Source organism: Marinobacter albus (assembly GCF_030238305.1).
Taxonomy (GTDB): Bacteria; Pseudomonadota; Gammaproteobacteria; order Pseudomonadales; family Oleiphilaceae; genus Marinobacter; species Marinobacter albus.
Genome location: NZ_JASSQD010000001.1, coordinates 1,189,287 through 1,203,239 on the forward strand (window position 1 = coordinate 1,189,287; position 13,953 = coordinate 1,203,239).

Consider the following 13,953-nt stretch of genomic DNA (forward strand, 5'->3'; position numbering starts at 1 on the left):
ACAACGGAACGTCTTTAAACGGGTGCGCGAAGAATAGCCCAAAAGGACGTTGGCTTCATCCCGGGGGGCACGGCTTGGCCGTCGTGATGATCCGTAGTTGCCTGTCCTTACGTATCATGTGTCGTATTTATATCAATTCTGCAGTTTGGAGTAGCTGATATGTCCCTGATGCGCCTGGCCTACGCCAGTGAAGCCACCTTTGAAGCCAAGTCGGTGGAAAAAGGCGTCGAACCTCACGTCGCCCGGATTCTGATGACCTCCCGCCGAAACAATGGAAAATGTCAGTTAGTGGGTGGTCTCTACTACGGTGACAACCGTTTTTTCCAGTACCTCGAAGGCGAGGAGAAGGATGTTCTTGAAACCTATCAGCGGATTCAGAAGGACAGCCGGCACAAGAACCTCATCACGCTGATCGAAGAACCGCTCGAGGCCCGTACCTTCGAGAACTGGTCGATGAAATACGTACCGCTCTCAAGAGACGTACGCCGGTTTCTGGACGATCATGGTCTTGATCGTTTTGACCCGGCCTCGTTCAGTTCTGGCCAGTGCGAGGAAATGATCGAGCTCATCCGGAATTCCAGCCAAGACCAGAAACTGGTCAATTATGACGAGGCCAAGACAATCGAAAAAAGGCCCAATGCGTTCTCAGTCGGGCAGCGCACGGGCCTGATTGTTGCGGCATTGTGTCTGGTGGGTGCGCTGTTTGCTGCCGGGTCCATGCTCTGAAGCTGGTCGTTGTATAAATCGCACTTATAAATTTAGATAAGAGATCTTTATTTGCTTCATGGAGCGACACTGTTTAGCTTGACGGGTACTGAAAATCAGGCAGATGCTTCGCTGTCCTTTCTCCCAAAACAAGATTGCTACAGGAGTTTCCATGAAAGCCATCCTCTGCAAGGAATACGGTCCGGCCGATTCCCTGGTCATTGAAGATGTTCCCAGCCCGGAAGTTAAAGGCCGCGGAGTCAAAGTACGAGTGAAGGCCGCCGGCCTGAACTTCCCGGATACGCTGATTATCGAGGGCAAGTACCAGCTGAAACCCTCCATGCCGTTTTCTCCGGGTGGTGAGATGGCCGGTGAGGTTATTGAGGTTGGTGAAAAGGTTACCCGCTTCAAACCCGGTGACCGGGTTGCCGGCCTGACCGGTTACGGAGCCTTTGCCGAGGAAGTTGTGGTGCCGGAACAGAACCTCCTGCCGATTCCCGACAGTATGTCCGACGAAAAGGCAGCTGCCTTCACCATGGTTTACGGAACCTCCTATTACGCCCTCAAACAGCGTGCCAACCTCCAGCCCGGCGAGAGCCTGCTGGTGCTGGGCGCCAGCGGCGGCGTCGGTCTGGCGACCGTGGAACTGGGCAAGGCGATGGGCGCTCGTGTGATTGCAGCGGCCAGCTCTGCTGAGAAGTTGGCCATCGCCAAGGATGCCGGTGCGGACGAACTGATCAATTACTCTGAGGAGCCCCTGAAGGAAGCGGTCAAAAATCTGACCAAGGGCAAGGGTGTGGACGTGATTTACGATCCGGTCGGTGGCGATTTCACCGAGCAGGCCCTTCGCGCCATGGGATGGAACGGTCGCCATTTGATTATCGGCTTCGCGGCGGGCGAGATCCCCAAGGTTCCCGCGAACCTGACCCTGCTCAAGGGCTGTTCCGTGGTCGGCGTGTTCTGGGGTAGCTTTACACAGCGTGAGCCGGAGGCCAGCGCCCAGAACATGATGGAGCTGATGAAGCTCTATGCCGAGGGCAAGATTGATCCGAAGATCAGCGAAGTGTTCGAGTTCGACGATTATGCCAAGGCCCTGGGGGCACTGACTGAGCGTCGTGCAACCGGCAAGGTGGTGCTGAAGGTCGGCGCTTAAGGTTCTGGGTTTGCTCCGCACCTAGCCTTTTGGGGCTCGGTGTGGGGCGAGAGGGAGCCTTCGCCCTCTCGCCCAGTCGAGCTTCACAGCGATAGTCAGAAATTAACCTTTCCACCATCAATATCGGCAACCAGCTCAGGCGTCAGCCGGGTATACCCCTCCGTTTTAGGCAACCACGCAAACACCTTTTCTTCGGCCCGGTCCAGCGAATAGCCAGTCTTCTGGATATCTACCTTGCGGTACTTGAAGGTACCGGTCTTCTCGATGGCCTGGGTGACCCGGACGAACACCGGGATGGCGTAGGTGGGCAGGTTCGCCTTGAGGTAGGCAAACAACCTGTTGACGTCGAATTCGCGTCCATTGCTGTGCGGTACCAGAGTGACCATGCCCGCCTTACCATTGGTTTTCGGGATTTCGACGCCATACACGATGGCTTCCTCGACCATGCCGGAGCCATCGATAATGTTCTCCACCTCGTTGGTCGAGACGTTTTCGCCCTTCCAGCGGTAGGTGTCGCCCATGCGGTCCACGAACTGCAGATGTCGACAGCCAATTTCCTTGAGCACGTCGCCGGTGTTGAACCAGGCATCGCCTTTCTTGAAGGCGTCCCGGAGTATGGATTTCTCGGTGGCGTCTTTCTGGGTATAGCCCTCGAAGGACCATTTCTTGGTGATCTCACCAATCAAGAGCCCGGGTTCGCCTTTGGCGACCTCCTCCATATGGCCTTTAGTGTTGCGAATGGGGTCCCGTGTCCCGTCGCGGAATTTCACCAGCTTGTACGGGGCGGTGGAAAAGCCGACGGTATTGTCCATGTTGAAGAAGTTGCTGAAGCCGATGTTGCCCTCGCTGGAAGCATAGAGCTCGGCCACGGTTTCAATACCGAAGCGTTCCTTGAATTCGCGCCAGATCGAGGGGCGCAGGCCGTTCCCGATCATCTTGGTCAGACCGTGAGCCCGGTCCTGGTCACTGGCGGGCTGGTTCAGCAGGTAGCGGCAGAGTTCGCCCACATACCCGAAAGTCGTGGCGCGATAGCGGCGCACGTCGTCCCAGAACGCACGGGCGGAAAACTTCCGGCGCAGGGCGATGGCAGAGCCGCCCGCCAGTACCGAACCCCAGCACACCAGCAGGGCCGTACCGTGGTAGAGCGGCAGGGTGCAGTACAGGACGTCCTCGGGTTCCATCGCCAGGGACATCAGGCCAAAGCCGCCGTACGCTTTTATGAACTTGCGATGGGACCCCGGAGCCGCCTTGGGCAGGCCGGTTGTGCCTGAGGTGAACAGGTAGATGGCGGTGTCCCCCATGCGTGGCGGATCGCAGAGCTCAGGGTTGTCGCTGTTGAAGGTGCTGACTCGCTCCGCCATGTTGAGGTAGCCCTCGGGTGCCTCACCAAAGGCGTTCAGGGTGTTGACGTCGGGCACGAATAGGAAGGGGGTGGGGTGGCTGGTCTTGACCTTGTCCTTTACCCCCTCGAAGGACGGGATAAGCTCCTCGCCGACGACCACCATCTTCGGTTCGATCAGGTTAATGCTGTGTTCGAGTACCTTGCCTTTCTGGGACGTATTGAGCATGGCGCAGGCGACGCCGAGTTTGGCCGCGCCCGCGACCACTGCCAGTAATTCGGGCCGGTTCTCGAGGAAGACCGCAATGGCGTCGCCTTTGGTCAGGCCCTGGGCGCGGAGGAAGCCGGCGATGCGATTGGCCCAGCCATTGAACTCGTTCCAGGTAATGACCCGATCATCGAACAGTACTGCAGGGCGCTGGCCGTGGCGTTCGGCATTGCGTTCGATCAGGGTGCCGAGGGTCAGTTCCCGATTTCCATCCTTGAGCGCGTAATAGTAATACCCGCGGGCAATGGACGGAAAACGCCGCATGATGCCCGGCAGTCGGCGGGCGATGTCCAGTGCAGAAACGCTGTTGTTGCTCATACTGTTCTTCCGTAAGGGGTTCGATTATCTTTTTTGTCGGTTTCGCTCCGCCGCTACGGGGTTTCTGCCCTGGAGCTAGTCCAGGAACAGATCCGGCATAAGAGGCTTATCGCCCGGAGCGTACCGGTAAGGTTCGAAATCCGTAATACCATCCTGCCGCAGCAGGTCTTCGTCTATCAGGTGCTGGCCCGTCAGCTCGTCCGCGGAGCGATTCAGTATGCTTACCGCAGCATCGGCCATGATGTCCGGCTTGCGGCCCTGGGCCATCATCTGTGGACCGCCGACTTCAAACTCGATCGCCGCGGTGGCAATCAGGGTCTTTGGCCAGAGTGTGTTCACGGCTATGCCGTAACGCCTGAACTCCTCGGCCATGCCCATGCTGAGCATGGTCATGGCGTACTTGGTCGTGGTGTAGGGCCCGTACTGGGCAAACCACCTGGTGTCCAGGTTCAGCGGCGGCGACAGGCTCAGTATGTGTGCCCGATCCGAGGCTTTCAGATAGGGCAGAGCCGCCTGGCTGCAGGTGAACACCGCCCGGGCGTTGACCTGATGCATCAGGTCGTACCGGCTGACCTTCAGGTTTTCCACGCCGGTCAGACGGATGGCGCCGGCGTTGTTGATCAACGCGTCGATGCCACCGAAGTGGTCCGCGGCCTCGTCCATGCGCTGGCGAACCTGCCTGTCGTCCCGAACGTCGAGAACCAGAGGCAATGCCTGGCCACCGGCCGCCCGTATTTCCTCGGCCACGGTGTGAATGGTGCCCGGCAGCTTCGGATGTGGCGTGTCCGACTTGGCCGCAATAACCACGTTGGCACCCTGTCGGGCACAGGCCAGTGCGATTGCCCGGCCGATACCGCGGCTTCCCCCGGTGATAAATACCGTACGCTGGTTCAGTGTGTTCATGCTCCGGCCTCCTGTTTGGCGGATTCGTCGGCGGTAATCTCCACCAGCAACTGGCTTCGTTTCACCTGATCACCCTTACTCGCAAGCACCCGACCGACGGTTCCGTCGCGGTCGGCCTTGACCGGGTGTTCCATTTTCATGGCTTCCAGGATGACCAGTGTCTCGCCCTGGCGGACTTCCTGCCCGGGCTCAATGAGAACCTCGATGATGGCGCCGTCCATCGAGGCCTGGATCCGTCCGCTGCCGCCACCACTGGCATCTGCCGCCGGTTGATGCGTGATGTCGCGCACCAGCCAGGACTGTCCGGAGGCCTGGAAATATAGGGAATCTCCATCCCGGTGATATTGGCAATACTGACGGACACCGTTGTCGATGATGCACAGGCGGCCATCCTCGAGGTTTTCGACGATGACCTCATGGTGTTCGCCGTTCCAGTCGAGAGTCAGGTGGCTGCCGGTTCGGCGTACCAGTAGTTCAAGGCTGGCGTCACCGATTTCGAGCTGGATCGGGGTCGTGGTTGCCGGCGCATTGCTCCAGGCGGTCTGGCCCGAAATGCCATGGTCGAGCACGCTGGCGGCCAATGCCAGCTCCCGCGGGCCCGGCCTTTGCGGCTGCAAAGAGGGATCCTGGCTGAACGACTGCTGCAGGAAGGCGGTGGTCGCTTCACCGGCGCCGAAGCTCTCGTCTGCGATGATGCGGCTGAGGAAGTAGCGGTTGGTGGTGACACCGAACACGAGGGTGTCCTCGAGGGCCCGGATCAGCCGGCGGCGGGCGTCGTCCCGGTTCTGGCCCCAGGCGATGACCTTGGCCAGCATGGGGTCGTAGTGTGGCGTGATGGTATCCCCCGAGCGGACGCCGGTGTCGAAGCGCAGGCCCTCGCCCTCGGCGGGTTGAAACACGAGTAACGGGCCGGTTTGCGGTGTAAAGCCGTTGGCCGGGTCTTCGGCGTAGAGCCGGACTTCAATGGCATGGCCATTCAGCTCGATCTCATCCTGTGCCAGGGGCAACGGGCGGCCTTCGGCTACGCTGAGCTGCCAGGCTACCAGGTCCTGGCCGGTGATCAGTTCGGTCACCGGATGCTCGACCTGCAGACGGGTGTTCATCTCCAGAAAGTAGAAGTTACGGTCCTTGTCGACCAGAAACTCCACCGTTCCGGCACCCTCATAACGGCAGGCCAGCGCCGCCTTTACCGCCGCTTCACCCATGGCGGCCCGAAGTTCGGGAGTCACAATCGGCGAGGGCGCTTCCTCCACCACTTTCTGGTGTCGCCGCTGCACTGAACAGTCCCGTTCGCCGAGATACACCGCATTGGCGTGGCGATCGGCGAATACTTGGATTTCCACGTGACGAGGTTCAATAACGGCCTTTTCCAGAATCAGTTCATCGTCACCGAAGGCCTGTTTGGCCTCGGAGCGTGCGCGCTTGAGGTTGTCGGCCAGGCTGGATTCGTCGTTTACCAGGCGCATGCCCCGGCCACCGCCGCCGGCGGACGCCTTGATCATGAGCGGGTAACCGATATCCGCGGCTGCGGCGATCAGTTCCTCGTCGCTGGCGTAGTTGCCTTCGAAACCGGGCACTACCGGAACGCCCGCTTCCTGCATGGCAATCTTGGAGCGGCGCTTGCTGCCCATGAGTTCAATGGCATCTGCAGGTGGGCCCACGAAAACCAGGCCGGCCGACTTGCAGGCGTCGGCGAACCCGGCGTTTTCGGAGAGGAAGCCGTAGCCGGGGTGAATGCAGTCGGCCCCGGTTTTTCGGGCGGCTTCAAGAATGGCGTCGGCATTCAGGTAAGAGGCGGTGACCTGTGCCGGACCGATGCAGACGGCCTCGTCGGCCTCGTGCACGTGAAGGGCGTTGGCGTCCGCCTCGGAATAGACGGCCACCGTTCGATAGCCGAGGGCTTTGGCGGTGTGAATGACTCGAACGGCAATTTCACCGCGGTTGGCGATCAACAGTTTGCTTAACATGTTCTTGATCTCTCGCTTGGGTGCGGGTCTGCAATCATTCGGAGTCGCCGGCCCAGGCAGGCGGGCGCTTCTGCATGAACGCCATGGTGCCTTCGGCGCCTTCGCTGCCGCGTATCGCCTCGGCGAATTTCTCCGCCGCACTGTCGAGCAGGCCGCTCATGGCTTCGTGGCCCACCCGATGTAGCAGCGCCTTGGTTTCGGCGGTGGCAACCGGCGCACACTGACGCACCCGTTCCAGGGCGTGATCGAGCATCTCGTCAAGTTCCTGGTCCGAGCCGGCGGCCTGGTGAACAATCCCGAGGGTGCGGGCTTCTTCAGCGCCAATCCGCAATCCGAGCAGCGCCAGACGCCGGGCCTGGGTCAGGCCGATGCGTTCGACCACGAACGGGGCGATCTGGGCCGGAATGACCCCCAGTGAGGTTTCCGGCATACCGAATTTCGCGGTCGGGCCGGCGATGGCCATGTCGGAAACGCAGGCCAATCCGAACCCGCCGCCCATAACGGCACCCTCGGTCACGGCGATCACGACCTTGGAGGACTCGTTGACCTGCTGGATCATCTGACCGAAGGCGCGGTTCAGGCGGTAGAAGGGATCGGCCTCGCCTTCGGCCGCTTTCTGGCTCCGGGCACCGGCCATGTCCTTGATATCGCCACCGGCGCAGAAATGGCCGTCGGCCCCCCGGATGACAACAGCCCGGATGTGCAGGTCGGATTCGATCTGCGAGAAAATCGTCGCCAGTTCGGCGACCATCTGCAGGCTCATGGCGTTCCGGACGTCTGGCCGGTTGATGGTGATAAACAGGGTCGGCCCCTGCTTCTTCAGGAGCAGTGTTTCGCAATGAGGTAAGGATTCCATCTCAGACGACTCCATACAGTGTTAGTCGCGTTTCTTGCCGGGCAATGTCCCCATCATCTTGCAGATAATTCCCAGCATGATTTCATCAGCGCCTCCGCCGATGGAGACCAGGCGAACATCCCGGAAGGCGCGCGAAAGCGGGTTGTCCCACATGTACCCCATGCCGCCCCAGTACTGCAGGCAGCTGTCGGTAACCTCGCGACCGAGCCGGCCGGCCTTGAGCTTGGCCATGGAGGCCAGTTTGGTCACGTCTTTGCCTTCAATGTGCAATTCACAGGCCTGGTAGGTGAGGGCGCGCAGGGCTTCGACTTCGGTTTGCAGTTCGGCCAGGCGGAAGTGGATGACCTGGTTGTCGAGCAGTGGTTGTCCAAAGGTCTTGCGCTCACGGCAGTAGGCGATGGTCTGGTCGATGCAGTTTTCCAGCGCCTTGATGACGTTGGCGGCGCCCCACATGCGTTCCTCCTGGAACTGCAGCATCTGCATCATGAAGCCGGTACCTTCGGCGCCGATGCGAAAGCGCTGGGGTACGCGCACGTCGTCAAAGAAGATCTGGGCGGTTTCCGAGGAGCGCATGCCGAGTTTGTTCAGGTGCGGGCTGAAGGAGATCCCGGGAGAATCCATGGGCACGACGATCAATGATTTGTTCTTGTGGGGTTTGTCGTCGCTGGTGTTGGCCAGCAGGCAGATAAAGTCGGCTCTAGGGCTGTTGGTGATCCACATCTTGGAGCCGTTGATGACGTAGTCATCACCATCCTGACGTGCGGTGGTTTTCATGCCGGCGACGTCGGAGCCCGCGCCCACTTCACTGACGCCAATGCAGCCGACCATTTCGCCGGCAATGGCGGGCGCCAGGAAGGTGCGTTTCAGCTCGTCGGATCCGAACCGGGCAATGGCGGGTGTACACATGTCGGTCTGAACGCCGATGGCCAGCGGTACTCCGCCGCAGTGGGCCAGCCCCAGTTCTTCGGCGGCAACCAGGTTGTAGCTGTAGTCCAGGCCCATGCCGCCATACTCTTCCGGCTTCTGGATGCCCAGAACGCCGAGCGCCCCCAGCTTCTTGAAGATCTCGTGAATGGGGAATTCGCCCGCTTCCTCCCACTCGTCGCAGTGCGGGTTGATTTCTTTCTCGACGAAATCCCGAACGGTTTTTCTGAGGGCTTCGTGTTCCGCTGTAAATTTCACCTTGTTGTTCTCCTTGTCTGGAATAGGGTGGTCAGTCGCACTGCGTACTGGTGAGGATCAAAGGCGTGCAACGCCAAATGTATTGGGGCGCAGTGGCCGGGCTTCGGCCTCTCGGCATACCGAGAACACCAGCGCCAGAACCCGGCGGGTGTCCCGCGGGTCAATCAGGCCGTCGTCCCACAGTCGCGCCGTCCCGAACAGGGCGGTAGAGCCGTCTTCCAGCTTCTTGGCCGTGGCCTGTTCGAGGAAGTCGAGGGTTTTCGGATCCGGCTCGATGCCGCTGCGGCGCTGTTTGTCCTCCGCCACAATGCGCATGACCTTGCCGGCCTGGGCGGGCCCCATGACGGCGGTCCGGCTGTTGGGCCAGGCGAAAATGAATCTCGGGTCCAGGCCCCGGCCACACATGGCGTAGTTACCTGCACCATAGGAGCCGCCGATCACAATTGCGACTTTGGGTACCCGGCAGTTGGCGACGGCCTGGATCATTTTCGAGCCGTGTTTGATGATGCCGTTTTGTTCCGAGTGAGTGCCGACCATGAAGCCGGTGGTGTTGTGCAGGAACAGCAAGGGCGTACCGGCCTGGTCGCAGAGCTGGATGAACTGGGCCGCTTTGGCGCTGCCGGCCGGGGTGATCGGGCCGTTGTTGCCGATGATACCGACGGAATGGCCTTCGATGCGGATGGTGCCGCACACGGTCTGGTCATCGAATTCGTTCTTGAAGTCCATGAACTTCGAACCGTCGGCGATGCGGGCCAGAATTTCCCGGACGTCATAGGGCTTCTTGGAGTCGGAGGGGATGACACCCAGCAGCTCCTTGGCCGGATACAGCGGTTCGTCCCAGCTCAGTTCCCGTTGCCGGGGCAACTGCTCGTTCCAGGAAAGGGCTTCCATGATGTTGCGGGCCTGGCGGATGCCGTCGGCATCGTCCTCGGCCAGATACTCCGCGGTACCGGCCACCTGGGCGTGCATCTCGGCGCCGCCGAGCTCCTCGTCGGTCGCCACTTCACCGGTGGCGGCTTTCAGCAGCGGCGGGCCGGCCAGGAACATCTTGGCCTTGCCGCGCACGGCCACCACGTAGTCGGACAGGCCCGGCTGGTAGGCACCACCGGCGGTCGCGTTGCCGTGCACAACGGTGATCTGGGGAATACCGGCGGCGGACATGCGTGCCTGGTTGGCAAAGCCCCGGGCACCCTGGACGAAGATGTCCGTGGCGTAGTTGAGGTTGGCACCACCACTTTCCGAGAGCGATACCACCGGCAGTTTGTTCTCCATGGCGATCTGCTGCAGGCGCAGGGTCTTGTCCAGGCCCGCCGGGGTGATGGTGCCACCCTTGATGGCGCTGTTGCTGGCGACTACCAGGCAGCGGATGCCGCTGACCGTGCCGATGCCGGCGATAATGCCACCGCCGGACAGGCTGCCGTCCTTGTCGTCGTGCATCTTGTAGCCGGCCAGTGAACAGAGTTCCAGAAACGGCGTGCCGCGATCGAGTAGGCGGTTGATGCGATCCCGCGGCAGCAGTTTGCCCCGCTTGGTGAATTTCTCCCGGGCGGCTTCGGCCAGATCCAGGACCTTCTGCTCCACCTCGCGAAAGGTCCGGATGTGGGCGTCCATGGCGTCGGTGTTGGCACGGAATTCGTCGGATCGGGGATCGACGCTGGTTTCCAGAACTTGCATGGCGTTCTCCTCAATCCTCGCTGAGCACTTTTGGGGTCGTGGCCCGGTGGAAGCCGTTGAAGGGTTCGTTGTTCTTGGCTTTCGGCAACGGCCAGACCCGGCCACCCTGGGAGGCGCCACCGTCGATACGCAGGCAATCACCACTGATAAAGGCGGCGCCCGGGCTCAGCAGGAAACAGATCGCGGCGCTGACTTCCGATTCGGTACCCATGCGCTTGATGGGCACATTGTCGCCCAGGCTGCGGATCCACTGCTTCATATGCTCGGGGTAATTGTCCATGCCACTTGAGGCGATCCAGCCCGGTGCCACGGCATTGACCCGTACGCCGGACGCGCCCCATTCCACCGCCGCGGTCTGGGTGAAATTCACCATGCCCGCCCGTGCAGCACCGGAGTGGCCCATGCCGGGCATGCCGCCCCACATGTCCGCGACGATGTTGACGATGGCACCGCCGGTCTTGGCCAAGGCCTGTGTGTAAGCTTCCCGTGCCATCAGGAAGCCACCGGTCAGGTTGGTGCGGACCACGGTTTCCCACCCCTTCTGGTTGATTCCTGCGAGCGGGGAGGGGAACTGGCCCCCGGCGTTGTTGACGACGCCATTCAGCCCGCCATGTTCTTCCAGAATGGCCGTCACCGTGGCTTTTACCGATTCCTCTTCCCGGATATCGCAGACATGGGCAGTGGCCACGCCACCGTCTTCGGTGATTTCGGCTTTCACGTTCTCGACTTTCTCCGCCTTGCGGCCCACCAGGGCAACCCGGGCACCGAGGGCGGCCAGCTCGTGGGCGGTGCAGCGGCCAATACCCGAACCGCCGCCGGTCACGATGAAGGTCTGGTCCTTGAACAGGTCCGGATGAAAGATGGATTGGTACCTCATGAACGGTGTCCTTTTTTCAAGACTGCCCGGCTAACGGGCACGGGAAATTCGAGCAGCTGCTGGGCGAACGCCTTGCCCTGGGGGTCGATGCGCAGACTGGCGACTCCGCCGCCGCCCAGGCTGTGCTCCAGCAGGAAGTTGAAGGCATTGAGGCCCGGCATGGCCCAGCGCGTGACCTTGCCGGCTTCCGGGTTCAGGGTGTGATTCATCCACTCTGCGACGGCTTCTTCGGTCAGGGCCGCCGCGATGAAGGGTTCAAACTCCGGGTGACGGGCGATGACCCCGATGTTGCTGTGATCGCCCTTGTCACCACTCCGGGCCCAGGCCAGTTCGATCAATGGGACGGTGGTGTCGGCTTCCGGCGGTGTCGGGCTCTCCGGCGCGGAGGCCAGGGGTCGGGTTTCAAAGCCACCTTCGGTGGCGACGGCTACCGGCTGTTGCTTGCCTTCTAGGTCCACACTGACTGCTACCTCGGTTTTCGGAACCAGGCAGGAGTAGAGGCGGATCTTCGGCCAGACGGTGGGCCGACCGCCAACGATACCGGTGATCCCTGGTGCCATGCCGGTGGCGGCCTGGGCAATTTCCCGGGAGAACAACACCAGGGCTTCCTTCTTGGGGTGGGCGGTGCTGATCTTCACCACGACTTCCCGGCACTCGTCGGCGCGAGCGTGGGCGCCGTAGGTGGCCTCGGTGCCCAGCAGTTCAATGCTCGTTTCCGAGTAATCCGGCAGGTCGCGTTCGCCAAACATCCGCGAGGTCTTGGCCAGAATCGCTTCGGCCACCTTCTGGGCCTTGGCCCGGGCATTGATCCCCGCCAACAGGAACGTGACGGTGCATTTGAAACCATCGGGCCAGGTTCCGGACACCTTGTAGCTGTCCGTCGGGAGCAGCCCACGGGCGCCGCGCACAGTGACCTGATCTGGCCCGGATTCCTCCAGAGTAACCCCGGTAAAATCGCAGGCGACGTCGGGCAACAGGTACGCGCGCGGATCGCCGATTTCATACACCAGCTGTTCGGCCACGGTACCCCGGGTGACCCGGCCGCCGGTGCCGTCTGGCTTGGTAATCAGGAACTCGCCAGTGGGCTGGACCTCGGCAATCGGAAAGCCCATGTCGGCGTAGCCGTCAGCTACCTCTTCCCAGTCGGTGAAATTGCCACCGGTTGCCTGGGCACCGCATTCCAGCAGATGCCCGGCAAGGCTGCCCTGGGCGAGTTTGTCGTAGTCGTTCCAGGTCCAGCCAAACTCGTACACCAGAGGCGCGAGGACCAGTGCGCTGTCGGCCACCCGGCCGGTAATGACGATGTCCGCTCCCTGTTCCAGGGCGGCCACCAGGCCGGGGGCGCCCAGGTACGCGTTCAGGCTGACCATCATCGGCGGCATGGCTTGGCCAGTCGTCATCTCGGCGATACCGGCCTCACTGAGTGCTTTCTTTTTCGGCAGCAGGTCGTCGCCCAGAACCAGCGCAATGTTCATTTCAACGCCGGCCTTTTCGCACAGCGCCTGAAGGGCATCGCGGCAGGCGACCGGGTTCACGCCCCCGGCATTGGCCAGCACCCGAATTCCCTTTTTCCGGATCTCGCCCAGCAACGGTCCCATCACGGTCTGTACGAAATCCCGGGCGTAGCCCTGCGAGGGGTCCTTCATTTTCTGTCCGGCCATGATCGACATGGTGATCTCAGCCAGGTAGTCCGCGACCAGGTAATCAATGTTGCCCTTGCGAACCAGTTGCGCGGCGGCGGTTTCGGTGTCGCCCCAGAACGCGGCGGAACAGCCGATGCGGATTGGCTTCGTGCGCTTTTCAGAATCTGCCATCTTTACATGCCTTGTTTGCCTTTGCCGGCCATGCTGGCGGGAATGGACGGCGGGGTTGACCAACGATGAAATTGACAATACCAAGCAAGCGCTTGGTTTGTAAACAGGGAAATGTCAGGTAGAATTGTTGGCCCGTTCCGACTGCTGGAAATCCGCTGTGAGCCAATCCGAAATTCTCCAGGCCCTGATCGCCGAAAACCTCGTTTCTGACCCGAATGGCGCCCGCGGGCGTTTGCTGAAGGAAGCGGCCCGTCTCTTCCGGGACAAGGGCTACGAGCGCACCACGGTGAGGGACCTTGCGGCCGCGGTCGGGATTCAGTCCGGCAGTCTGTTTCACCATTTCCGCACCAAGGAGGAGATCCTCAAGGCGGTCATGGTGGAAACCATTCGCCTGAACACCGCATTGATGCAGGCGGCTGTCGATGCGGCCGGGTCGAGCCAGGAAAAGTTGCGGGCACTGGTTCGTGCAGAGCTGGAGTCGGTGAATGGCCAGACCGGCGAGGCCATGGCGGTGCTGGTATTCGAATGGCGCAGCCTCTCCGAAGAATCCCGGGCGGAAGTGCTGGAACTGAGGGATATCTACGAGAAGCTCTGGCTCGATGCCCTGTCATCCCTGAAGCAGGAAGGCCGGTTGGAGGCCGATCCGTTCGTCGTGCGCCGCATGCTGACCGGAGCCCTGAGTTGGACGGTCACCTGGTACAAGCCAACCCGGGGCGGATTGACCTTGGATGGTCTCACGGATGAGGTGATGGCGATGATGGCTCTGGGTACCGCCGGAGCCTAGGCCAGCTGTAGAGGGGCCTCGGAAATGGAGGTTTGATTGGCTTGACGTGCAGGAGTGGTACGAGGGTTCCAGAAGTTCGCCTTATCAAAAGTTATTGTTTTTAATGAAAATAA

At 61.1% G+C, this 13,953-nt stretch carries 11 protein-coding genes; 3 read left to right on the plus strand and 8 right to left on the minus strand.

Annotation, left to right across the window (positions count from 1 at the left end; translation table 11 throughout):
* The first annotated feature begins 159 nt into the window (after positions 1-159).
* Positions 160-726: a BLUF domain-containing protein gene (locus QQF73_RS05650; RefSeq protein ID WP_285367552.1), complete on the plus strand. Its 567-nt coding sequence runs from the start codon at positions 160-162 to the stop codon at positions 724-726.
* A 151-nt stretch (positions 727-877) separates the two neighbouring features.
* Positions 878-1,858 carry an NADPH:quinone oxidoreductase family protein gene (locus QQF73_RS05655; protein ID WP_219866433.1) on the plus strand — a complete coding sequence of 327 codons (981 nt, stop codon included), beginning with the start codon at positions 878-880 and terminating at the stop codon, positions 1,856-1,858.
* 95 nt (positions 1,859-1,953) lie between these two features.
* Here the strand turns inward: QQF73_RS05655 and QQF73_RS05660 are convergent, their stop codons facing one another.
* The 8 genes from QQF73_RS05660 to QQF73_RS05695 form a co-directional block, all read right to left on the minus strand.
* A complete protein-coding gene (locus QQF73_RS05660) occupies positions 1,954-3,783 on the minus strand; it encodes a long-chain-acyl-CoA synthetase (RefSeq protein WP_219866432.1) in 1,830 nt (609 codons plus the stop codon).
* Positions 3,784-3,858: 75 nt separating this feature from the next.
* Positions 3,859-4,686, minus strand: coding sequence for an SDR family oxidoreductase (locus tag QQF73_RS05665; protein ID WP_219866431.1), 828 nt, complete (start codon positions 4,684-4,686; stop codon positions 3,859-3,861).
* Complete coding sequence (locus QQF73_RS05670) at positions 4,683-6,653, minus strand: acetyl/propionyl/methylcrotonyl-CoA carboxylase subunit alpha (protein WP_285367554.1); 1,971 nt, start codon at positions 6,651-6,653, stop codon at positions 4,683-4,685. Before QQF73_RS05670 ends, QQF73_RS05665 begins: the two co-directional genes overlap by 4 nt.
* Positions 6,654-6,687: 34 nt before the next feature.
* Entirely contained in the window at positions 6,688-7,509 is an 822-nt protein-coding gene (locus tag QQF73_RS05675) for an enoyl-CoA hydratase/isomerase family protein (RefSeq protein ID WP_219866430.1), read from the minus strand.
* A 21-nt stretch (positions 7,510-7,530) separates the two neighbouring features.
* A complete protein-coding gene (gene atuD / locus QQF73_RS05680; protein WP_219866429.1) occupies positions 7,531-8,691 on the minus strand; it encodes a citronellyl-CoA dehydrogenase in 1,161 nt (386 codons plus the stop codon).
* A gap of 57 nt (positions 8,692-8,748) precedes the next feature.
* Positions 8,749-10,365, minus strand: a complete 1,617-nt coding sequence (locus QQF73_RS05685) for an acyl-CoA carboxylase subunit beta (protein WP_219866428.1) — start codon at positions 10,363-10,365, stop codon at positions 8,749-8,751.
* 10 nt (positions 10,366-10,375) lie between these two features.
* Positions 10,376-11,242, minus strand: a complete 867-nt coding sequence (locus QQF73_RS05690; protein WP_219866427.1) for an SDR family oxidoreductase — start codon at positions 11,240-11,242, stop codon at positions 10,376-10,378.
* Entirely contained in the window at positions 11,239-13,056 is a 1,818-nt protein-coding gene (locus QQF73_RS05695; protein WP_285367555.1) for an acyclic terpene utilization AtuA family protein, read from the minus strand. Before QQF73_RS05695 ends, QQF73_RS05690 begins: the two co-directional genes overlap by 4 nt.
* Positions 13,057-13,213: 157 nt before the next feature.
* Here QQF73_RS05695 and QQF73_RS05700 point away from each other — a divergent pair, with 157 nt between their 5' ends.
* On the plus strand, positions 13,214-13,840 hold the full coding sequence (locus QQF73_RS05700) for a TetR/AcrR family transcriptional regulator (protein ID WP_219866425.1): 627 nt from the start codon (positions 13,214-13,216) through the stop codon (positions 13,838-13,840).
* Positions 13,841-13,953 lie beyond the last annotated feature (113 nt).

Excerpts from the sequence above, each read along its gene's own strand:
- QQF73_RS05650 (WP_285367552.1), top strand. The coding sequence starts at position 160 with ATGTCCCTGATGCGCCTGGCCTACGCCAGTGAAGCCACCTTTGAAGCC.
- QQF73_RS05655 (WP_219866433.1), top strand. The coding sequence starts at position 878 with ATGAAAGCCATCCTCTGCAAGGAATACGGTCCGGCCGATTCCCTGGTC.
- QQF73_RS05660 (WP_219866432.1), bottom strand. The coding sequence starts at position 3,783 with ATGAGCAACAACAGCGTTTCTGCACTGGACATCGCCCGCCGACTGCCG.
- QQF73_RS05665 (WP_219866431.1), bottom strand. The coding sequence starts at position 4,686 with ATGAACACACTGAACCAGCGTACGGTATTTATCACCGGGGGAAGCCGC.
- QQF73_RS05670 (WP_285367554.1), bottom strand. The coding sequence starts at position 6,653 with ATGTTAAGCAAACTGTTGATCGCCAACCGCGGTGAAATTGCCGTTCGA.
- QQF73_RS05675 (WP_219866430.1), bottom strand. The coding sequence starts at position 7,509 with ATGGAATCCTTACCTCATTGCGAAACACTGCTCCTGAAGAAGCAGGGG.
- QQF73_RS05685 (WP_219866428.1), bottom strand. The coding sequence starts at position 10,365 with ATGCAAGTTCTGGAAACCAGCGTCGATCCCCGATCCGACGAATTCCGT.
- QQF73_RS05690 (WP_219866427.1), bottom strand. The coding sequence starts at position 11,242 with ATGAGGTACCAATCCATCTTTCATCCGGACCTGTTCAAGGACCAGACC.
- QQF73_RS05695 (WP_285367555.1), bottom strand. The coding sequence starts at position 13,056 with ATGGCAGATTCTGAAAAGCGCACGAAGCCAATCCGCATCGGCTGTTCC.